Annotated in this window: 21 protein-coding genes; 10 read left to right on the top strand and 11 right to left on the bottom strand. The window is 63.3% G+C overall.

What is annotated here, in order from left to right:
• Positions 1 to 18 precede the first annotated feature (18 nt).
• Entirely contained in the window at positions 19 to 669 is a 651-nt protein-coding gene (locus ACQY4S_RS14345) for a S24 family peptidase (RefSeq protein WP_428485869.1), read from the bottom strand.
• A gap of 203 nt (positions 670 to 872) precedes the next feature.
• On the opposite strand from ACQY4S_RS14345, the gene ACQY4S_RS14340 reads away from it, so the two are divergent.
• The 8 genes from ACQY4S_RS14340 (at position 873) to ACQY4S_RS14305 (ending at position 7,603) form a co-directional block, all read left to right on the top strand.
• Positions 873 to 1,271, top strand: a complete 399-nt coding sequence (locus ACQY4S_RS14340) for a hypothetical protein (protein ID WP_428485868.1) — start codon at positions 873 to 875, stop codon at positions 1,269 to 1,271.
• A gap of 167 nt (positions 1,272 to 1,438) precedes the next feature.
• Positions 1,439 to 1,675, top strand: a complete 237-nt coding sequence (locus tag ACQY4S_RS14335; protein ID WP_428485867.1) for a hypothetical protein — start codon at positions 1,439 to 1,441, stop codon at positions 1,673 to 1,675.
• Between the two features lie 744 nt (positions 1,676 to 2,419).
• Positions 2,420 to 2,827 carry a hypothetical protein gene (locus tag ACQY4S_RS14330; protein ID WP_428485866.1) on the top strand — a complete coding sequence of 136 codons (408 nt, stop codon included), beginning with the start codon at positions 2,420 to 2,422 and terminating at the stop codon, positions 2,825 to 2,827.
• 35 nt (positions 2,828 to 2,862) lie between these two features.
• Positions 2,863 to 3,345, top strand: coding sequence for a hypothetical protein (locus tag ACQY4S_RS14325; RefSeq protein WP_428485865.1), 483 nt, complete (start codon positions 2,863 to 2,865; stop codon positions 3,343 to 3,345).
• Between the two features lie 557 nt (positions 3,346 to 3,902).
• A complete protein-coding gene (locus tag ACQY4S_RS14320; RefSeq protein WP_428485864.1) occupies positions 3,903 to 5,000 on the top strand; it encodes a quinone-dependent dihydroorotate dehydrogenase in 1,098 nt (365 codons plus the stop codon).
• A gap of 14 nt (positions 5,001 to 5,014) precedes the next feature.
• On the top strand, positions 5,015 to 5,881 hold the full coding sequence (locus ACQY4S_RS14315; RefSeq protein ID WP_428485863.1) for a TIGR01459 family HAD-type hydrolase: 867 nt from the start codon (positions 5,015 to 5,017) through the stop codon (positions 5,879 to 5,881).
• A gap of 333 nt (positions 5,882 to 6,214) precedes the next feature.
• Positions 6,215 to 6,679, top strand: a complete 465-nt coding sequence (locus ACQY4S_RS14310; RefSeq protein WP_428485862.1) for a hypothetical protein — start codon at positions 6,215 to 6,217, stop codon at positions 6,677 to 6,679.
• Between the two features lie 252 nt (positions 6,680 to 6,931).
• Positions 6,932 to 7,603 (top strand): TSUP family transporter, encoded by a 672-nt coding sequence (locus ACQY4S_RS14305; protein WP_428485861.1) that lies wholly within the window; start codon positions 6,932 to 6,934, stop codon positions 7,601 to 7,603.
• Here ACQY4S_RS14305 and ACQY4S_RS14300 read toward each other — a convergent pair.
• From ACQY4S_RS14300 to ACQY4S_RS14285, 4 genes are all read right to left on the bottom strand, one after another.
• Positions 7,575 to 8,474, bottom strand: a complete 900-nt coding sequence (locus ACQY4S_RS14300) for a hypothetical protein (RefSeq protein WP_428485860.1) — start codon at positions 8,472 to 8,474, stop codon at positions 7,575 to 7,577. The genes ACQY4S_RS14305 and ACQY4S_RS14300 overlap by 29 nt on opposite strands.
• Positions 8,471 to 9,469 (bottom strand): ferritin-like domain-containing protein, encoded by a 999-nt coding sequence (locus ACQY4S_RS14295; protein ID WP_428485859.1) that lies wholly within the window; start codon positions 9,467 to 9,469, stop codon positions 8,471 to 8,473. Before ACQY4S_RS14295 ends, ACQY4S_RS14300 begins: the two co-directional genes overlap by 4 nt.
• A 39-nt stretch (positions 9,470 to 9,508) precedes the next feature.
• A complete protein-coding gene (locus ACQY4S_RS14290; RefSeq protein WP_428486283.1) occupies positions 9,509 to 9,637 on the bottom strand; it encodes a Fe-Mn family superoxide dismutase in 129 nt (42 codons plus the stop codon).
• Positions 9,638 to 10,654: 1,017 nt separating this feature from the next.
• On the bottom strand, positions 10,655 to 12,043 hold the full coding sequence (locus ACQY4S_RS14285) for an IS701 family transposase (RefSeq protein WP_428485858.1): 1,389 nt from the start codon (positions 12,041 to 12,043) through the stop codon (positions 10,655 to 10,657).
• Between the two features lie 24 nt (positions 12,044 to 12,067).
• Here ACQY4S_RS14285 and ACQY4S_RS14280 point away from each other — a divergent pair, with 24 nt between their 5' ends.
• A complete protein-coding gene (locus ACQY4S_RS14280; protein ID WP_428485857.1) occupies positions 12,068 to 12,448 on the top strand; it encodes a hypothetical protein in 381 nt (126 codons plus the stop codon).
• 397 nt (positions 12,449 to 12,845) lie between these two features.
• Here the strand turns inward: ACQY4S_RS14280 and ACQY4S_RS14275 are convergent, their stop codons facing one another.
• Together ACQY4S_RS14275 and ACQY4S_RS14270 are read right to left on the bottom strand one after the other, a co-directional pair.
• Positions 12,846 to 13,697 carry a universal stress protein gene (locus ACQY4S_RS14275; protein ID WP_428485856.1) on the bottom strand — a complete coding sequence of 284 codons (852 nt, stop codon included), beginning with the start codon at positions 13,695 to 13,697 and terminating at the stop codon, positions 12,846 to 12,848.
• Positions 13,698 to 13,766: 69 nt separating this feature from the next.
• Complete coding sequence (locus tag ACQY4S_RS14270; protein ID WP_428485855.1) at positions 13,767 to 16,196, bottom strand: response regulator; 2,430 nt, start codon at positions 16,194 to 16,196, stop codon at positions 13,767 to 13,769.
• A 137-nt stretch (positions 16,197 to 16,333) separates the two neighbouring features.
• Here ACQY4S_RS14270 and ACQY4S_RS14265 point away from each other — a divergent pair, with 137 nt between their 5' ends.
• Complete coding sequence (locus ACQY4S_RS14265) at positions 16,334 to 16,777, top strand: hypothetical protein (protein WP_428485854.1); 444 nt, start codon at positions 16,334 to 16,336, stop codon at positions 16,775 to 16,777.
• A 324-nt stretch (positions 16,778 to 17,101) separates the two neighbouring features.
• Here the strand turns inward: ACQY4S_RS14265 and ACQY4S_RS14260 are convergent, their stop codons facing one another.
• The 4 genes from ACQY4S_RS14260 to ACQY4S_RS14245 form a co-directional block, all read right to left on the bottom strand.
• Entirely contained in the window at positions 17,102 to 17,476 is a 375-nt protein-coding gene (locus ACQY4S_RS14260; RefSeq protein WP_428485853.1) for a hypothetical protein, read from the bottom strand.
• Entirely contained in the window at positions 17,473 to 18,051 is a 579-nt protein-coding gene (locus ACQY4S_RS14255) for an NUDIX domain-containing protein (protein WP_428485852.1), read from the bottom strand. Before ACQY4S_RS14255 ends, ACQY4S_RS14260 begins: the two co-directional genes overlap by 4 nt.
• A gap of 107 nt (positions 18,052 to 18,158) precedes the next feature.
• Positions 18,159 to 18,377 (bottom strand): hypothetical protein, encoded by a 219-nt coding sequence (locus tag ACQY4S_RS14250; RefSeq protein ID WP_428485851.1) that lies wholly within the window; start codon positions 18,375 to 18,377, stop codon positions 18,159 to 18,161.
• Positions 18,378 to 18,424: 47 nt separating this feature from the next.
• Positions 18,425 to 19,015: a hypothetical protein gene (locus ACQY4S_RS14245; protein WP_428485850.1), complete on the bottom strand. Its 591-nt coding sequence runs from the start codon at positions 19,013 to 19,015 to the stop codon at positions 18,425 to 18,427.
• Positions 19,016 to 20,542 lie beyond the last annotated feature (1,527 nt).

Raw genomic sequence — 20,542 nt, 5'->3', positions numbered from 1 at the left:
GAGCACGGATGCGCCAGCCTACTGGCTGGCCCAGACGATGCGATGGATCCAGGCCATCTCCGTGAGATCGAAACTGTAGTCGGGATGTTCCGGGTTCAAGCTTTTCAACTCGACCCGGCGAGCCGATCGGCGGGTCAGTTGCTTGGCCATGACCTCGCCGGCCAATGTCCGCACCACCACCCGGTCACCACGGCGGATCGGCGCCGACGGCGACACGATGACAAGGTCGCCGTCACGGAACACCGGCTCCATCGACTCGCCGCTGATCTCAAGTGCATAGGCATTCGCATCGGCGATCTCCGGCAGGCTGACTTCATCCCAGCCACCGCCAACCGGATAGCCGCCATCGTCGAAGTAGCCTTCGCCGCCCGCCTGCGCTAGACCGATCAGCGGCACGCGCCTGACCACGCTGCGCGCCGCCGCGCCGCTGGTCAGCGCACGCGCCCCAGACACCAGGGCGGTAAAGCTTTCAAGCGACGCACCGGTCGCATCCAGCACTTTCGCCAGGCTTTCCGTGCTTGGCCAGCGAGCCCGCCCGTCCGGCATGCGCCGCTTGGATGGGTTGAACGTTGTTGCATCCAGCCCGGACCGCTTGGCCAGACCAGACGCCGACAAGCCGCTTTCCGCCGCCAGCGTGTCGAGCGCGCGCCAGACATCCTCGTGCTTCATCCCATACGCCTTCCCTGCTGCGGTACGTCCTGCCGCCCGCGAATCGGCCGCCCGCCGACTTCGCTTCACCGCATTATCCTAGGAATAGGTGCCAAATGAAATAGGAAAAACAACCATATTTACTTGCAGCCGTATGCAACCTATGGTTACATAAAGCTGGCACGAACACTCGCGCCGATATTTAACCGGGAACGCCCTTTTTCATGTCGATCGCTCTTCGTCACACCCGCATTTCAACACCCTCCACGCCGCCGCGACATGGCGCCGCGACCCGCGTTGGTACACATCCCTTCAGCAGCGCCGAGGAGGCATGGCTGTGGACGATGGCCGCTCTGATCGCCCGCCGTGAAGGGGCGCGCTATACCGCCGGCAAGGGCCTGGTCAGCCGTCCTTGCGATCCGGATGACGTCGTGAAATGCCTGGACGGCCTGTATCGGCAGCGGCGCATCGGGCTGTTGCACGCACGCGTCCTGCGCATCTGGGGCGAACGCCAGATCACCCCAAGCCCAAACGTCGCGGCGGAGCGAACCGAGCAAAAGTTGTGGACCGAGGCACTGGAACGTCTTGAATGGCCGCTGCGTATCAAGGGCATCGTCGCCTAACCCGTCATTTATAGGAAAAATATCATTGACACTGATATGTGTTTTCTCGTAATGTTCTTCTTGTCAACGGGCGAGTTGCGCCTGTTGTGAGTTTTCTTCCCCGCAAACCTTCAAGGCCGCCGTCCCTGCCTGGGACAGCGGCCTTTTCTTTATGGAAGGACGTCCGCATGGCCTTCGCGATCCGCAATCTGTCCGTGTTGGCCTATGCCAATGGCTTTACACTCTGGCACTACAAGTCCGGCAAGGACCGGCTGGAGACGATCAGCAGCGGGAACTACCTCTCTGACGCGGCGGATATGCTGACCGTCGGAGACCTGATCATGATTACCGCCGCCGATGGCGCGCGCATTCTGTGCGTGACGCTTGCGGACCTCGAAACCGTCGTCACCGCGCCGCTTTCATAGCATCCGCCTTTGCACTGGCCGTTGCACCGGACGTTGTTGACGCACCTGGCTGCCGCAATGGTTCGTGTCGCTTGGCGCCTCCGGCTGCCCATTTGATCGCTCCCGCGATCAGGCACATAGGCAGCCGCCCGAGGTTCCCAGCACCTCCGTCGCATGCCGAAGCTTGCCTGCATGTGTCAGTTCGAAACGTCCGTCGTCACGCTGGCGGCACAGGTCGATGCCTGACAGCCGCCGCAGGCAGGGATCATCCAGCAAACCGGCTGGACGCCCCGCCGGACCACACAGATGCAATCGGTGCAGCGCCGCTCGGCAGCATGTCTCAAGGTACGGTTGATTCCACATTTGACTACATCTAGGCGCTGCCGCGAATAAGGCAAATCCACCCGCGAACAAGGTCCCAGAAGGACCCAAGGGCCCAATGGTTCGACGGCAGACCCGGCTGTGATCTTCATCGTAAGCAATTGCCCTCATGTGATCCCGGTAAGAAATCCGTAAACGAAAGGCGCTGGTTTATGCCAACGTTGCTGCTCGTGTTCCGCCGCCCTGGACGCTCTGTCGCAACAGCGTATGTCTCGCCCGATGCGCGCCATCGTCCTGCCAACCGCCATCCGTGCCGGTGTCGCTGTCATTCCGAGCAAGTATCATGTATTTGCCAGACGGCACCGACATGATTGATCGACAAAATGCCGATCACGATCATCGGCCATTAGTGAACTTATCATACAACGTGACTGGTTGCGTAACTTGAAATTTAACTCAGAACTCAACCTCGGCACACTGGTCACCGCCGGTGCCGTGTTGTGCAGCCTGGTGGCATGGGTCGTTACGGGAAACAACCGTAGTGAACAGAGCACGCGCGATCTGGCCACTGTTCAAACCGCCGTATCAAACCAGATCGCCGACCTGCGCACCGCGATCACCGCCGGGCTGCTGGATGTGCGTCAGCAGATCAGCACGCTACCGGACCAGAGGGCGAGGCTGGAGCAGGTCGAGCGCCGGTTGGGCGACCTCGAGACCAAGCTGAATAACGAGGACCAGCGGATGGCGGTGCTGGAAAGATCAACAATCGAAAGTCGAGCCGACATCAACACCCTGCTGCGCGCCGCCAATGGGCCATTGCTGCCCCCGTTCGGGAAACCCAATCGACCATGACTTTTCTTCAGAAGGTAAACAAGCTCCAGTTCGCGATGACCAGCATGCTCGGAATCCTGATCGGCTCTTTCATATCCCTGATCATCGCAGCCTTCGTGATGTCCAGCACGCCTCTGCAGATCACCAGCATCCGCCCGCAAATCACCTATCGCGCGCACGACTCAGTTCTTGAAATGCATTACAAGTTCGTCAGTCGCAGGCAATGCAACAGCGTCATTTCGACGTGGATATGGCGGTGGGTGGAAGGCGATGGCCTGGCCCAGCGGCAGCGATACTTCATTCCGATCGGCACCGCCTTCGTGACGCTCGCCGACCCTTCGCCTGTCATGCAGGAGTTCACGATCGCGCGGCATCTGCCGGCCGAGGTGACGCCAGGACAGTGGTTCCTGCGCGCCAAGTCGCTTGATCGCTGTGGATTCCTGGCACAGCTCTTTGACCCGGTGACCCGGGTCACCGCGGACATGCCGGTGACCGTCCTCGAGCAGGAAGCGAACGAGCACGCGAGGGCGGGACAATGAAAGCCCTTGTCCTCGCGGCCCCCATTTGCGCGGCCGTCGTGCTGCTGTCGGCCTGCACCCCCCCGCCGCCGCCGCCGGCTGTCCCCCCGCCACCGCTGTCGGCACTCGTGCCGCCCGAGTTGCGGCGATGCCCGGAGGGCCAGCCACCGCCGCCACCACCACCGCCGCCGCGCACTCTCCAACAGCTTATTGACTGGGTCGCGCAGATGCATAGCGCATTGTTGCGCACCGAGCGGGCGCGCGCCGCATGCGCGTGGCGTCTTGCCAAGCTCAACGAGCTGATATTGGAAAAGCAATGATCCCGCCGCACGGATGACCCCTGGCCCGGACGAGACGCAGCCGAACAAATGAAGCAGCCCGCTGCACTGCCGCTACAGCACGAGGGGAATGTTGGGCGGATGCGGAACGCCGCTCGTGTTCCCCCGCATTGGCCTGCAAGCGGCGGCGTTTCGCTTTGCCGGATGCCTGCGGTCCGGCCACGCGGAAAGGACAGCAGCGGATCAAGCAGCGCTTTTGCCCTTTCGGCGCCTTCCGCTTGCTTGTATAGGCGCGGCCCGATGCTCCCATTCCTCGTCTCCGCCGCACTGCCGCTACTCCGGCGCATCGATCCCGAGCGAGCCCATGGACTTGCGCTGCAGGCGTTACGTTGGGCAACGCCGAACACCGCCCCGCGGCAGGACCACCCGGCACTTGCGGTCACCGCACTGGGACGGACATTCAGCAATCCCATCGGCCTGGCGGCCGGCTTCGACAAGAACGCGGCGACCGGCCTTGCCCTGACCCGGCTTGGCTTCGGCTTCGTGGAGACAGGCACCGTTACGCCGCGGCCGCAGGCCGGCAACCCGAAGCCCCGCATCTTCCGCCTTACCCCGGATCACGCCGTCATCAACCGGCTCGGCTTCAACAATCTGGGACTGGACGTCTACCGGACCAATCTTGGCCGCCTGGTGCAGCGAACCATCCCGCTGGGTGCCAATGTCGGCATCAACAAGAATGGTGCTGATCCGATCCGTGATTATCCCGCGCTGATCGCCGCGGTGGGCCCGCTGGTCGATTACGTCGTCGTCAACGTCTCCTCGCCGAACACGGCCGGCCTGCGCGACCTGCAAGGACAGGCGCGGCTCCAGCCCATCCTGACCGCGGTCAGCCCCGCGCTCGGCGCAATGTCCAGCCCGCCGCCGATCCTGGTGAAGATCGCCCCCGACCTGGCACCAGACGACTTGGCCGCGATCGTCGAGACCTGTGTGACGCATGGCGTCCAGGGTCTGGTTGTGGGCAACACCACCATCTCCCGCCCGCCTGGCCTGTTGTCGCCGCTTGCCTCGGAAGCCGGCGGCCTGTCCGGCGTCCCCTTGCAGGCGTTGTCAACCACGATTCTGGCACGCGCATTCCTTCTGGCGCGCGGGCGTCTGGTGCTGATCGGCGCGGGCGGCGTATTCACCGGCCGGGACGCGCTGACGAAAATCCAGGCGGGCGCTTCGCTCGTGCAGCTTTACACCAGCTTCGCCTTCCATGGACCGGCGCTGATCCCGCGGCTGAAGACCGAGCTGCTGGCCGCCCTGCGGCAGGAGCGGTTTGCCGGCGTGTGCGACGCGATCGGGACCAAGGCGCAAGCCCTTGCGTCGATGCCGTACCCTCTGACGGAGCCTGCCTGAATGGAACACCTGTAATGGAACACCTGTCCGGCTTCGCGCCGCTGGCCGGTCGCTACGACGGCTTCGTCCTCGACCTCTGGGGGGTGATCCATGACGGGGTCAACGCGTTCCCCCACGCCGTCGAATGCCTCCGGCAGCTTCGCGCCGCCGGCAAGCGGACATTGCTGCTGTCCAACGTGCCGCGGCCGAATGCGGACGTGCAGGACATGATGCGGCGCATGGGCATCGACGATGCGCTCTACACCGACATCCTGACCAGCGGTGAAGCAGTGCGGCACGCGCTGCGGACGCCACCGGACCTGTGGTGGGCGGAACTCGGCCAGCGTGTCTTCCACCTCGGACCCGGACGCGACCGCCCGGTGTTCGACGGACTGCCTCTGACAATCGTCTCAGGTCCGGCTGACGCCGACTTCGTGCTGAACACCGGTCCCGATGATCATCGTAATCCCAGCGACATGGCGGAGTTCGAGCCGGTTCTGCGCGATTGTGCCCGATACCGCCTGAAGATGATCTGCGCCAATCCGGATCTGGTGGTGATCCGAGGCGGCGTGCGGGTGCTGTGCGCCGGCTCCCTGGCGCTGCGCTACCAGGAACTTGGCGGCGACGTCCGCTCCCTCGGCAAGCCCGACCCGGCCATCTATCAGCCGGTGCTGCAGCAGCTTGCCTTACCGCCCGAGCGGATCTTGGCGGTCGGCGACTCGCTGCACACCGACATCGCCGGTGCCGCCGGCGTGGACCTCGCAGCCTGCTGGGTGCTGAACGGTATCCATGGCCCGTCGCTCGCCGACGGGGCAGGCGGGTTTGATTGGATCAAGACGGACCAAGCCGCTGACGCTGCCGGTCTCTCGCCAGTCGCCGCGTTGCCGCGTTTCGCCTGGTAGCTGTTGACCGCGCGGGTTTCATAGGCATGACGATAGCGCGTTGAAGGGCGCACAAACGCCTACTTCCAGGCGGTTCAAGATTCTGGCGGGCTGCTATCAGTCCGATAACAATCGCAATGTTGCGACCTCGCAAGAGCAGACTCCGACGTTGTATGATGTTTATCCCCAGCTACAGTGCCCTCACCGACCGAGGAACCACTGAACGGCACAAGATGTCCTCGATGCAAAACCGGAGTACAGGGACAAGTTCGCGTGCAGCTAGATGACTCCTTGAAGGCATGGCACGACTTTTACGCGCTGGTCGGCACCGCTTCGGCCACGCTGATCGGCTTGTTGTTCGTCGCCGCCTCTGTCGGTTCCGGCGTCTACACGCCAGACAAGCATCATGCCTTGCGCGCTTTTCTCTCGCCCACCGTGATGCACTTCAGCAGCGTGCTTGTCGCGTGCCTGATCATCATGACACCGATTCATCGCTGGACGTTGCTTGGTCTTCTGGTCGGAGCCGACGGATTGATTGGCTTCGTCTATGCCGCTTCAGTCTGGCGCGGCATGAAGCACCACGGCCTGCTGTCGCTTATTGATCGGGAAGATTACACCTTCTACGCGATATGTCCGGTTTTCGGGCACGTCATCACCGTGGTCGCCGGCATCTTGCTGCTTTTGCGGCTGAACGCGGGATTTGGGATTCTCGCTCTTGCAATCGCGGTTCTACTGCTCGTCGGCATTCGTAATGGCTGGGACATGACGCTATGGACCGTCATGCGACCACGGAATAACGTCAACAGCTCAAAGGACTAGTCTTTATCGGTGGCGAATTCCATTGCGATATTGGACTCTCCGCCCTCTGAACAATTAACACTTCTGTTCAGTCGCCTGATCCGCTGATGCCCGAACGAATGATGCCCGAACGAACCGCGCCCGTATTCCTTTCCGGTTGCGACGACCTCTGTAGGCAGTGTGGATCTAGGCGTAGGGTAAAGCTAGGCGAGGACACGGTTTATGACGTTTCAAGGCATTGACGTCGCAACGAGGTTGCTAGTGATCGCGACGATGGCAGTCGGCTCTGCCTTTCAGGCAGCGCTTGGAATGGGGTTGGCCTTGCTCGTCGTGCCCATTCTGGCGCTGCTTGATCCAGGGTTCATTCCCGGCCCCATGCTGCTCGCCGGCACGGTGCTGACCGCCATGACGGCCTATCAGGAGCGGGATGCCATTGATCGCAAGGGCTTGGCGATATCGCTTCTCGGTCTTCTGGTCGGAACCGTGATCGGCGCGGTCTCCCTTCAATATGCGGCCGGCCCCAACGTGCAGCGCGTCTTCGGCGCCGTGATTCTCGTCGCCGTGCTGATCAGTGTCCTGGGGTCGCACGTTGTGCCGAACACGCGTAACTTGATCATGGGCGGCGGTGCTGCTGGTGTAATGGGTACCATGGTCGGCATCCATGGACCGCCGATCTCGCTGGTTTTTCAGGGTGCGGAGCCAAGGGTCGCACGGGCGATGCTCGGCGCGTTCTTCACCATTGCCTATCTGGGATCGGTGGCGGCGCTCGCGTTGGACGGCCTGTTCGGTCGCGCTGGGGTCGAACGAGCTGTCGTGCTGCTTCCAGGCGTCGGCATCGGCTTGGCGCTCGCGCCTGTCGTCCGGCGGTGTGTCAACCGGCGTCGGCTTCGTGTCGCAATTCTTGCGGTGGCGGCGATCAGTGGGGTCTTGCTGGTCCTGAAGTAGTCCCTCCGGCGCCTTCAGGCGGCCGCTTCAACTGCGGACGTCGCCGATCCCAGAGTCGCAAGCCGCGTAACGCTAGGTCGGCAACCGCCGGCAATAGCCGCGGCTGCATTAAGTCCGGATCAAAGACGCTCATGCGACGGGCGTTTTCACGGTAGCAGTCCTCGACGAACTGCTGGAAGCTGAAGCCGTCCAGGAACATGTTGGCCTGCGTGACCGCGAAATCCTGCCCGTCATTCGCGGTTTGACCACGGCGGACCATGCCGAGCAGGCGCCGTAAGGCACGGCCGTAGAACCAGGTCGACTTAAGGGCCCGGGTCGGTGCGATGTGCCCCCGCCGTTTCTCGCGCCAGGCCATGTAGTTGATAAAGAACACGATGTGGCGCGTCTCCTCCTGCATCAGCACGTCGAAAATTTCGAACATGCCGGCAGGCAGGAACTCCGATTGGCGGGCTGTCTTGAAAGCACCGAACCCGAGGAAGGCATCAAGGCATTCGCCGAAGCCGAAATCGATGAACGCCGTCTCCAGGTCGGCCGGAAACGCCTCAAGCGGTTGTTCAGTCGCGTCGATGCCGTAGCGGTCGATCATCACCCGGATCAGTTTGGCATGGCGCGTCTCTTCCAGGCCCTGCAAGGCGACGGCTTCACGCACGACCGGGTCCATGACGTGTGGCGTGAAGGCGTCGACGATGGCGCCGGCACGGCGCTCGGTGTGATAGACTTCCTGCCAGAATGGCACCCCGCGCAGACGGGCGAGGGCCGCATCGTCAAGCACCGGCCAAGGCAGCGTCTCCGGATCGTACAGCTCATGGGTTTCGATGAACTGGCGGCAGAACGACTCCTTGTGGAGGTCTGATCCGGCGCTGATCTTCATGCCGTTGCTCCGACAATGTTGTGGCGAGGCTTGCGCAGGAAGCGACGGATCAAGCGCACCAGACTGGGCATTGTCGTCGGCCTCAGCAGGCGTTCGTCGTAACCCGCGAAGCGGCGATCATTTTCCGACAGGCAAAGTTCCATGAGATCTCTTGTTCCAATATCGACATCGCTGACCGCCTTGGCGCCCTTGACGGTGAAGTTGTTGTCCTGCGGCTTGCCAGCGTTGCCTTTCCCGTCGTCCATGCCGCGGGCGAGTCCGATACGTTCCCATCCAAGGAACACCCAGACGGCAGCGACGCGCAACTCGAACCATGGACGCCGCCACCACGGCATGTTGCGCCGCTGCCAGGCAAGCCAGTTGGCGAACAGCAGGATGTGCCGGCATTCCTCCTGCATCACCGGCTCGAATGTGTCGACCAGCTCGGGTGGAAAGAAGCCGGAACGCTCGGCGACCGCGAACAGGCCGAACGCGAAGAAACTGTCGATGCACTCGCTGAAGCCGGTGACCAGATAGGCCCATTCCGTGTGGCGAGGTTCGGGATAGGCCGGCTCGGGTTCCAGGACGATGCCGTAGGACGAGACGAGGTTGGAAAGCACCGTCTTGTGCCGCCCTTCCTCCCAGCCATTCAGCTCGATCGCGCCGCGCCAAGCCGGGTCAACAAGGCTGTACGCGTAGGACAGCATCCTGATCCGTGCCTTGCCCTCGGTTTGCACCGCGATGTCCCAGATCGGCAGGTTGACCAGCCTGTCACGCTCTTCCTGACTGAGCTTCGGCCAGTCGATGATTGTTGGCTTGAACGGATTGAAGGTCTCGCGGAACATCCGTGCAACCGCCGCCTTGTGCGCATCCGTCCCTGGCCGCAGCTCTCCAGGCTCGCGACTGACCCAATGCCTGGATGCATGGTCGGCGGCCGCGATGACGGCCGGATCGCGGTCAAGGCGTTGCGCCAGTTGCAGACCACCGGGAGGCGCCTCAAGAACAGGGGCATTCATGTTGAACTTTGTTCCTTTCCACTGTTTGGATCACTCAGGTCAAAGGGCAAGTGTGCCCGAGACAGCCGCCTTGTCGTGTTGCTGGACCACCGGCCAGTCCACCACGTTCCACCACGCCGCAAGATAATCTGGCCATCGGTTCTGGTTTTTCAGGTAGCAGGCATGCATGTCCAAGACATCTTGCCGAAAAGCACCGCCCTGCCTTCCATCAAGGGCAAGTTCCGGTTCGGGTGGGTGACAAGGCTCAGCTTGCCGCTGCTGCCGACGGGCACCATCACCCAATCCGATCCGACCTGCCCCGCGCCCGCCCTGCCAACCGCGGCCTTCCTGTCCGAAGGAGCAATCAGACACCTGCCCGTTGCGAGGCTGGTGCCCGGAATCGGCTCTCCTCAGGCCGGGATGGGGGGGCCTGTCGGGTAGGTCGCGGCGGCCGCTCTCGAAGGCGGCGCTCGGACGAGTGGCAGAGCCAATCTCATGAGGCGCCGCGCTGCCAGGCGGACCGCGATCAGCACGGGGGTCAGAGCGAGGCCTGCCTGTGCCAGGGCCAGACATAGCGGACACAGGATGCAATCCAACTGGCCGTGATGCGCGGGCAGCGTGCCGCCGGTCTCCGCGCGACCGGCGTGGCACACTACCAGCGTGAACGGCGGACGAATGGAATTCGCTGCTGACATACCCGGAGCGGGCACAACGGCACCAAGCGCCAATTGCCCCGCTAGCGCGAGGACGCCCATCCAAACACCGATGAGCCAGCCGGTTTCATTGAAGCGACTAGATGGACAGCACTGTCTCACAAGCAGAAGCTACCACGCTTCTTGCCATGCCAAAATCCGTGTGCCGTTGCCGCCCTTAATCGTGATGACGGCAGATGCGGGGCAGGGTGGCGCAGCCAGCTACCTGGCGCCGATGCCAATCGGCACGCCAGGGCAAACTACCCAACGCTGCTTGAGGACGGGATGCCAGGACCGGAAGCACCTCTGTTCGCCGCGACGATTTCGGCTTGCGGCACCAGGAATGCACATCGTGCAAGGGATATCCGTTTCGCTTAGCGCATGATCGCCTAAGGCTGACCCGGTCGGAAGGCGTGAATCACGCGATCAAACAATGAGGTAAAGCGCGATTCGTAGGTCAACCTAAACCAATCGCGCTTTAGCGCGTGATCGCCTGAGCTCGACTTTCCGCAATTTATGCTGTGAGGCATAGTGTCTCCACGAAGCGTTGTAGCAATGGAGCGGGAATTTGCACGTGCTCGGTGTGCTGCCGGGACATGGAAAAACCCTCGGGCATCCAAAGCACGCGGCGAACGGCGGCGATCGCGTCGCTAAACGTTGGCTGGGATTTGTCGTACCAAACGGCGGTATGCGGCCGGACTGCGGTGTTCGCCGCTGGCATCAGCCCATGCGCCCAAACGGTGATCAGCGAGTACAACCCCAGCAGCGCCGGGGTGGTGCGCCGGATGGCCAGATCGGACCACTGCCGCTGGGTCTCGACGCCCAGATGTTGGCGGACCTCCTGGAAGGTGGTCTCGATCCGCCAGCGCAACACGAACCGACTGAGGATCGCCATGGGGTCAAGCGCGAGATCGGTGCACAGGAATGCCTGTGCGTCGCGCGCGCCGGTGGGATCGCGCACCAGCACCCAGCGGATCGGGGCGGGCGGCAGGCGGCAGCTGTACCAGACCGCGGTGCCGGAGATCGTGTCCAGCACGCGGGTTTGGCCGCCATACCATTCGGCCATCGTGACCCGTGTCCAGACGGTGGCGGGATCGGCCAGCACGGCGCTAAGTTTGGGCCGGCGTTGGCCTTTCAAGGCCGGCCGGCCGCGTTGGCCGGGTCGGCGCGCGGGGGCGGGTTCGAACAGGGCAGCATCCAGACGCAGCCGGGTGATCAGGCAGACATGGCGGCGCACCGCGGCGATCAGTTCCAGGGCGGCGAAGCTGCTGTCGGCGACCACCACCACACGCCGATCCGCCAGCCAGCGCTTGCTTTGCAGGATCGCCTGACGCGCCTGATCGGTCAGGGTCTTGTGCCGCCGGCCGTGCGCCTCGCTCCAGCGCACCGAGGGCGCCAGCACGGTCAGGAACGGCAGCGACCAGTGCCGGCCGGCGAAGGGCACCGCCAGCACGACGGCCAAGGACAACCAGCGCAGGCCGCTGGTCTTGACGAAGTGGCCACGCGACGAACGCACCGGGTCACGATAGATGCCGCGGGCCTCGATCTTGCGACCCCAGCGCCGCTCGATACTGTCGTCGATGGCAATGACCACCTCACCCTGCGGACCCAGCACCGCCAGCAGATGATGCAGCAGCCGGCGCGCCACGGCGCGGGCATCCCAGCGCGCCCGGTTGAGCGCCTCATGGTAGCGGCCGAAGCCAGGCTGCGCGGCCAGCCCCATGACGCGCAACGCCTGGCTGACGGTGCGTTTGCCGGGGGCCAGGACGGCGCCGGCAACCAGCACCAGGATGTGGTTCCAGACCGGGGCCGTGAAGCACGGGCGAAACGGGGCCAGCCATGTCAGCAGGATCGCGGGCACAGGGGAGACGACTGGGATGCGTTGGGTGCGCTTGGCGATCATCGCAGATATCCAAGCAAAACGCCCATGCCGCGCAAGAGCCCCGCGGCACAGATCGGACAATCCGCCAAGGGATCACGAAGGGATCACGACATCGCGCTGCGAAAGCGTCTATCGTGGGGCGCGATGGACGACGCAATCATTCAGCACATCGAGGCCTTCCGCTGCGCCAGAGGGACCTTATTGGCGGAACGACGCAACCGCGGCTACACACTCTACGATGCTAGATCCGGCGCACCGGTCGCGCGGCTGCGCGCAACGCCATCAAACAACAAGTTCGAAATTCTCTACTGGTCGCTCTGGAACGAGCGATGGACCGCCACAGGTCCGTTCGGCCGGACGATCCTGTCCCTCGATGAGGCGCTACCGTTTATCACTCACCAGGATATCTTCTGGGCCATGACATGATCGTCCAGACCTCCAAATTGCGGAAAGTCGAGCTGAGGCTGACCCAGTTAGAAGGCGTGAATCACGCGATCAGACAATGAGGTAAAGCGTGATTCGTAGGTCAACCTAAACCAATCGCGCTTTAGCGTCGCACAAGCCGCGGTCCGCAAGGGCAGGGGACCTTTGCCTATGCGGCGCAATGGCCGGACGAGGTCACCCAACTTGTCCTTATTCAAAGCGGCTTGCCGGCTTTCAGCCAGAAAGCGGCGATGGATATCGTCAGCGGTTGAACATCTGACGGTGGCGTGCAGCGGGCGCCATGTTCCGGAAGAGCAGCCCAGAGAGCTGGCGCGTGCGGTCCGCGCGTTCCTCGACGCGCATCCGTAGCCGCTCTTTCCCGTCCCTCGACCGCGCCGGCTCAGTGCGAAAAGAACACCGGCACCGTCATCTCGGCCAGCAAGGTCCGGGTCACGCCGCCGAAAATCATCTCCCGCGCGCGGGAGTGGCCGTAGCCGCCAGCCACGATCATCGTGGCGCTGATGTCCGCAGCGTAGGACAGCAGCGCCTCGCCATCGGCAACGTTCCTGGCGATGGTCCGCGTTGTCTCCGCCTTGATGCCATGGCGAGCCAGGTGCGTCGCCAGATTGGCGGGCGGCACGCCGGCGGTGTCCTGGGCGACCGAGGCAGACGGATTGACCGCCAGAATGGTGACTTGTCCAGCCTCTCGCAGCAGGGGCAGGGCATCATGCACCGCCCGTGTCGCCTCCCGGCTGGCATTCCAGGCAATCAGCACGTGCTCCGTCAGTGTCGGAAAATCGCCGGCAAAGGGGATCGTCAGGATTGGGCGGCCAGAGGTCATCAGGACCGTCTCCACCACAAGCCGGCCGCGATTGTCCCGACGCCGTGGATCATTCGGTTGGCCAACCACGACAAGGTCCGCGTAGTGCGCGTCCGCGCCAAGCACGGCAGGCGTGTCTCCCTCGATAATCCGCCACGTGCCTTGCAGATCATGCTGCCGGAGCTCTTGCCGGAATGCGGCCTCCACCGGCTCCGCGCGGGTGCGCGCCTGCGCCGTCATGACGTCGATCGTCGGGTCGGGACCCAAACCGGCCATCGGCATGCCGGCGCCGTACAGATACTCGGCATTCGGAATATCGACGACAAACAGGCCGGTCAGGTAGCTGCCGAACCGGCGTGCGAGATCGGCCGCGACACCGAGCCTGACGGCGCTCCTGGCGCCTTGATCAAGCTGAACAAGAATGTCTTTCATCACTATGATGAGCTCCTTGACCATTGATCACGCACCGCGGCATGGCGCCGCCGCTGGGCACCGCCGTGATCAGCTATCCGTCAGTCCCGGTTCCAGGCAGCGTTCCGCGGATTGGTCGGCGCCCACGGCGCGAAGCTGGACCAGCAGCTTCTGCAGTTCCAGAATGGTGAATGGCTTGCGCAGCAGCCCGGCAAGCTGCGCCCCGACGATGTCCGTCTCCGACAGTTCGGCATAGCCGGTCACCAGGGCAATGGGCGCGGTGACGCCGCGGTTGCGCAGGGCCCGGGCGACCTGGATGCCATTCATCCCCGGCATGGCGTAATCCAGCAGGATCAGCGTGGGCGGCGGTGACAACTTGTCGATCAGCACCAGCGCCTGTTCGCCGCCGACCGCCTGCGCCACCTCGCAGCCAAGGTCGCGGGTCATCTCTACCGTCACCTGACGGACCGCGTCGTCGTCGTCAACCACCAGCACAAGATCATTCGACAGCCTGCCGACAAAGGCGGCTTTCGTCATCTTCGCTTCCGGCAAGGCACCGGTCTGCTCGGTGTGAGTGGCCCGAGGCAGGCACAGCGTGACGCGCGTGCCTTCGTTCGGCTGGCTGTCGATCATCACGTTGCCGCGGCACTGGCGCGCCATCCCGTAGACCTGGCTCAGACCCAGGCCGGATCCGGCGGGACCCTTGGTGGTGAAGAACGGTTCGAACGCGCGCGCCTTGACCTCCCCCGTCATGCCGGTCCCGCTGTCCGAGATGCACACCCGGACGTAGCAGCCCGCTCGCAGATCCTTGGTGTCAGCGGCACCCTCCGACGTCTCGTCGACCGTGAGGTTGGATGTGCTGATCAGCACCCGTCCGCCCTCCGGCATGGCATCGCGGGCATTCAGGCATAGGTTCAGGATCGCGGCTTCGACCTGGCTTGGGTCGACCAGCGCGGGCCAAAGGTCCTCGGCCAGTTCCGGCGCCACCTGCACGCGCCGCCCCAGCGTGCTGGAGGCCAGCGTGATCAGATCGCGCAACAGTGCGTTCACATCTGTCGGACGAGCGGCAATTCGCTGACGGCGGGAGAAGGCCAGCAGGCGTGACGTCAACTGGCTGCCACGATGCACCGCGCCGGTGGCACGGCCGATCAGCCGCATCAGGCGATCACTGTCGCCATCCGTCCACGCCTTCCCGGTCTGCGCGACCCGCCGCTCCATCAGTTCAAGGTTACCCAGGACGGTGGCAAGCATGTTGTTGAAGTCGTGGGCGATCCCGCCGGCAAGCTGGCCGACGGCCTGAAGCTTCTGCGCCTGATGCAGGGCGGCCTCGGTCTTCTCGCGACCGGCGATCTCCACCTGCAGCCGATTGTTGCTCTCCGAAAGCGCGCGCGTGCGTTCCGCCACCTGTGCCTCCAGGAAACTGGCTTGCAGCCTGCGCTCGACTTCCCGCGCCTGCAATCCCGCTGCCATCGCATTGAAGGCTTCCGCGAGGGCGGAAAATTCCGCGCCTGGATCGGACATCCTGGCCCGCGTGCCCAGCTCGCCTTCTCGCCAGTTCCGAGCGGCCAGCAGCAGGGTTTCGGTCGGTTGACGGATGAAGCGGCGGCTGGCGGCCCAGGCCAGCAGCAGCGCGACCATCGCGGCGCCGCTGATGACCAGCATGTCCTGTTTGGTCGCCCGATCAATATCCGCGATCACGTCGGGCAGCGCCATGGTCTCGATGACCGTAAGGCCGGTCAGTGCCGCCGCCGGCTCGTAGGCAGCGATATAGGCACGACCGTTTGGATCGGTCACCGTCGCGACATCCCCGGTTTTCCGATCGACGAACCGCCGTAGCCACGGCGGCAACGGTTGCCCGACCGCGCGTTGCCCGATTGCGTCTTGATGGTCCGGCAGCCGCGTCACGACCATGCCGTCATGGTCAGCCATGATCAGCGTCGTCTGCGCCATCGCTTGCCGGTGGCCGGGCTGCGCCGCCTCGAGATGCCTTGCAATCCAGCCAGCGTCGAGCGCCGCCACCAGGATCACGGGGTCGGATTCGGCCCCAGCGCTTGGTATGCGGACGCCGACCGGAAGGAACGCTCCGCCCGGACTGCCGGCCGCCGCCAACGGGCCGACCTGCACGTCGCGCTCGGCCGCCATGTCCACGATCCACCGCGGGCGGCCATGTCCGGCGTCGTCCGGCGTCGTCGCGGACCCGCAAAGCAACCTGCCATCCAGCGCGTAGACCGCCAGGAAGCGGTATTGCGGAAGGCCACGTTGCAAGGCTGTGAGATGGTCATCGCACCGCCCCCCCGGCGCCAGCACATCGGGAAACTGGCGGAGCATCGTGCCGAGCTGACCGACGGCATTGATGATATTGCCCATGTCCGCATCCACCAACGCCGCCTGACGCTCAACCAGGCCCCTGATCTGGTCCTGTCTCGCGTTACGGAGATTTAGCTGGGAGTAGATCTGCGCGGTCAGGATCGGCAACAGGCAGCCCAGGATAAGCAGGACGAGCCGGGTGGACAGCCTCATGCGTCCCTTTCTCGGCTGGAGATGCCGTTTACAGCGCCGGTTCTCTGAAAGCGCGGACCGCTGACTGTGGTGACGGCCGCTGGTGTCATACGAAGAACCCCGCGAACCCCGCATCGGAGCGCCTGAGATATCCGGCAATGACTTTGCCGGTGGGGCGCCAGCCCAAACCTGACAAAACACAAACTCGTGGGCGAAAGCGAGAGCCTTTTGCCCCACACCCATATCACAATGTCGCGACTATCATGGATGGTTGCCATTGTCGACCAGTGATGGGCTGGTCAAACCATCATAAGACGCTTTACTTTCATATGTTTGGACAAACCAGCGCGAATGCGGTTGATTGTCCGGCTGTTGTGAACGTGATTTGCGTGCCGTCAGACAACAAGACTGTTTGGGTTACGGAGGTGGGAAATCCGCAGGGCTCCTTGGATTGGACGCTGCCGCCGCTGACGGTGCTGCCGGTCGTCGGTTCAGCGAACAGCGGCACCAGATTGGTCGCCCGCGGCTTGCAGCACGACGTGATCGTCGCACCTTTTAACCGCCCCGGCCGCGAGCCGAACATTTCGCCGTCGAGGGTTTGAGCATTGGGTACTCTATAACGAGTCGTGGTGGTTTTCCGCATGGCGGGCTCCATGTCAGTGGCTGGCACAGCCAATAGGGCATGCCGACCGGCGCGCTACGCCGTCGCGATTGACAAATGGTTAACCCAAGAATTCGACAAATTTCCTCCGGCATGTCCCGGTCATGGTCCCGCCGAATTGACCCGCAAACACCACCCTGCCGGGGCGGCCACGTCATATCGGCAGTGATTTGCCCGGCTACCGCCCTGATCCTGCCGCCCCGCCATGACCAGCCGCCGTCAATCATGACAATCAGGGAACGCCCGTCACCTATTCGGGTTCATCTCACCTGAGTGGAACGCTCAGGCTGAGGCCTGGAGTCTGGATTGCCTTGCGGTCCTCGGACGACTGATAGCGCGAGCCGGGGGTGAACCCCAGGCTGGGATCGTAGGACTTCGAGCGATACATCTTCACATTGAGGCTGGGCTGCTCGGATGGTGGCGCGATCGGCGCGGCGACATCGCGATCGGGCACCGGCGCGATCTCGGTGACGGGCACATCGTCGGGCGGCAGAGGTGGCAGAGGAAGAGCCGTTCCGATCGCGCGTCCCGCCGTCACGCCCTCCGCCGTCACGCCCGCCTCGCTGGCGCCTCCCTCTCTCACACCCGCAATCGCGGCGACGCTGAAAGTCAGCATGAACAGCACCAGGTAGCACTTCATAACCCAGCTTCCCCCGAACAGACGCGTGCCGGCTTCGCCAGCCCGTGAACGCCTCGCATGTCCTCGGCCGAATTACCGGCTGGTTGCCCCAGGCCGGCGCTGCCCGCGGCTTTCCAGGCATCCAGCGCCCAGTGCACGGTCGGGAAAGCAATGTTGCTCCAGGGAATCTCATGCCAACGGAACAGCCGGACATCCTGGCTTTCCGGACCAGGCCGAAAATATGGCTGGTCCGGCTCGGTGAACCTGGCTCGGAAGATCACCTGCACCTGGCCGATACGGGCGATACTGAAGACGCCCAAAATCCCCTCGATGGTGATAGTCGCTTCGGCTTCCTCCAGCGCTTCCCGCGCAGCGCCTTCTTCCAGGGTCTCCCCCAGCTCCATGTAGCCGGCGGGCAGCGTCCAGAAGCCCATCCGCGGCTCGATGGCCCTGCGGCACATCAATATCCGATCACCGGCCGCGACCACCGAACCGACAACGATCTTCGGATTTTCATAAGCGACATATCCGCAATCGGCGCAGATACTACGCTCGCGGTTGTCACCCTCGGGAATATTGCGGATGAACGACGACATACCCCAGGGTGCCGCTTTGACCCGTCCAAATCAAGTGCGAAAGACGTCGGCGGATCGCCAAACCGCACGCAATAGTTTCGCCGCCCCCGGCGCCCGCACTTCGGCGGCTACACGCTCAGGTCCAGCAACGACCCGCGCGGCAGCCCGCGCAGCGGCGGCGTCGCCGGTGCCGGTGCGGCCGAACCGGCCGGCTTGCGGGTCGGCAAGGCGGTGACCGGCGGGACAGCCGGCGCGACAGGGGGTATCCGGACGGGCTGCACCGACGGTGTGTGCCCAATCCGGCCGGAACCGGCCGAGACGCTTGCGAGTGTGGCTGGAGACAGCATGCGATCATCCTAGCGATCGCTGGTAAATGAAACGTTAAAGCAAGTGGTCAGGCCACCACATCCTGCATGATTTCCCGCAGGGCGCATGCGGCCGCGGCGAGTTCCGCCTCGGCCCTGACCATCGCGGCGGGCCCCAGGGCGGCGGTATCGCCAGCCTGTGCCGCCGCCATGATCGCCCGCAATGCGGTTTCCAGCGCGGGCATGCCATAGCCCGCCGCCATCCCGACCATGGCATGGGCATGCGTCGTGATCGCGCGGACCGAGCCAACCGCGAAGGCTCGCCGCAGGCCGGGAAGGCATTGATCCAGATCGACCAGACAGGCCTCGACCAGCGTCACGAAGGTCCGCGGCGGCAGATTGCCCCGCAGTTCCAGGATCCTCTCGGCCGACAGCACCGGATCAATCGCCGGGATGTCCGCTGGGGCACAAGGAACGCCGCCAGCATCCCGCGCCTCGCGGCGTGACCACGCATGCGCCTGCAACGCATCCAGCAGGGCCCGAGCTGTCAGCGGCTTGACCAGCAACCCGTCCATCCTCAACGCCTTGAACATCGTTGCATCCTCGGCGGAGGCCGCCGTGATCAAGCCGATGACCGGCACCAAACGAACCGGTCCGGGCACAACGCGTCGCTTAATCATAACCAACACCGAAAGCTAGACAACACTGATGATAGATCGGACAGGCTCGGACAGTACTTCCGGCACATCAACGATATCAGGGGGCTGAGGAGCAACCGAACGCAACGGCTATAAGGCTGGAATACACCGGTCTTGCTGCCCGTCCCGTCCCCGCTGTGGACCAACCGCGCCGCATCGGATTTGGCATAAGTCCCTCGCGAAGCGTCCGGCGGCGGAAAGGTCGTAGCTTGGTGCAAAAACCCCATAAACGGCTACCACACAACCTTTCGCTCACGTCGCAGACCCTGGCTGCCGGAGCTTCAGTCTCAGGGACGGGGCGCCGCCTGCGATGCAGCGGCTGATTCCCCAGTAGGATGGACCGAACCGATTACCAAACAATGGTGATTTGCTCCAGGAAATTCGAAACGAAAAAGGACTTTATCGTTCACCGGCCCGAGTGACGGCCGCGATCAGCCCGCGTTCTGGGCGAACAATGGCGCCAGGCGCCACCGTCGCCTCGCATGCCGACGCACGGGTCGGGTATGTTTGCCTTTCAGGCGGAAATTTCCCCTGTCGACATGGCTGCTTTTCATCGACGACCTCCGACGCCAGCGACTGGATCAAATAAGCGGTTGACCGAGCACGCGACGCCGGGGATCTCGCAAAACACATTGCGCGGCTCGGCACGGGCTCGCCTGGATGCTTTGGTTCGAGACCCCGGCTTTTAACCTGATCCGGCTGCCCACGCGCCGGCGACAGGCTGGGTCTGCCGGCAAAATGCCGCAAGGCGGAAGGAGCGGTCCTAAAGCTATCACAGAAATCGGCTGGAGCCGCCCGTAAACGTCAAAATGGACGATTGGTACTGACGAATTAGGAATTCCAGGCGGGCGTTTCAGCAGCATGCCAAGGATCATCGCGATCGAGCGAGGCGACTGCCGCGCACTGCACCGCGCCGAACGTAAACCAATTCCGCGGCGTGATCGCGATGACTCTACGACACGTTTGGCAGCAGCAATCGCTGATCACGATAAGACGGCGCACGATCCTGCCTGAAACCGTGGCGCCTGAAATGGGACGGCCCGCGCATCCGCTAGATGACCACGCTGCTTTCTATTTTGATGCGGACGTCAGGTATTGGTCGAAAATCAATGCCGGTGCGCGTGTTCAGACAAAACACGGCTCGACCGAAGACATATTGGCATACCGGAATATGATCAGAGGCTGACTTCGCCCTGCTACCGCGTGCAGCTCAACATAATATATACCGCCCCGCGGGAGCAATTTCCCACAATACTCGCGTAAAAAGTGCAAATTTATTCGCATTAAATGCGAAAGTTGATGGGGTTGCCACAAAGCCTTCTGCCGGCCATTTGTCGGACGTGTCAATCGCGGTTGTCCACACCCGACACAGGTAGCCTGGATGCAAATAAATTTAACAATATCATCATCATTTGCCAAATCGGCGCTAAAGCCTAACAATAATGTTCTCGATAGATGTGAACGAGATGTCACGATAAGTCGAGAAGACCATTGCTGGAGATTTGAAGT

The sequence above is a fragment of the Rhodopila sp. genome (assembly GCF_965276935.1).
Lineage (GTDB): Bacteria > Pseudomonadota > Alphaproteobacteria > Acetobacterales > Acetobacteraceae > Rhodopila.
The sequence above is the reverse complement of the archived record's forward strand: the minus strand, read 5'-3'. Positions and strand labels throughout refer to the sequence as shown.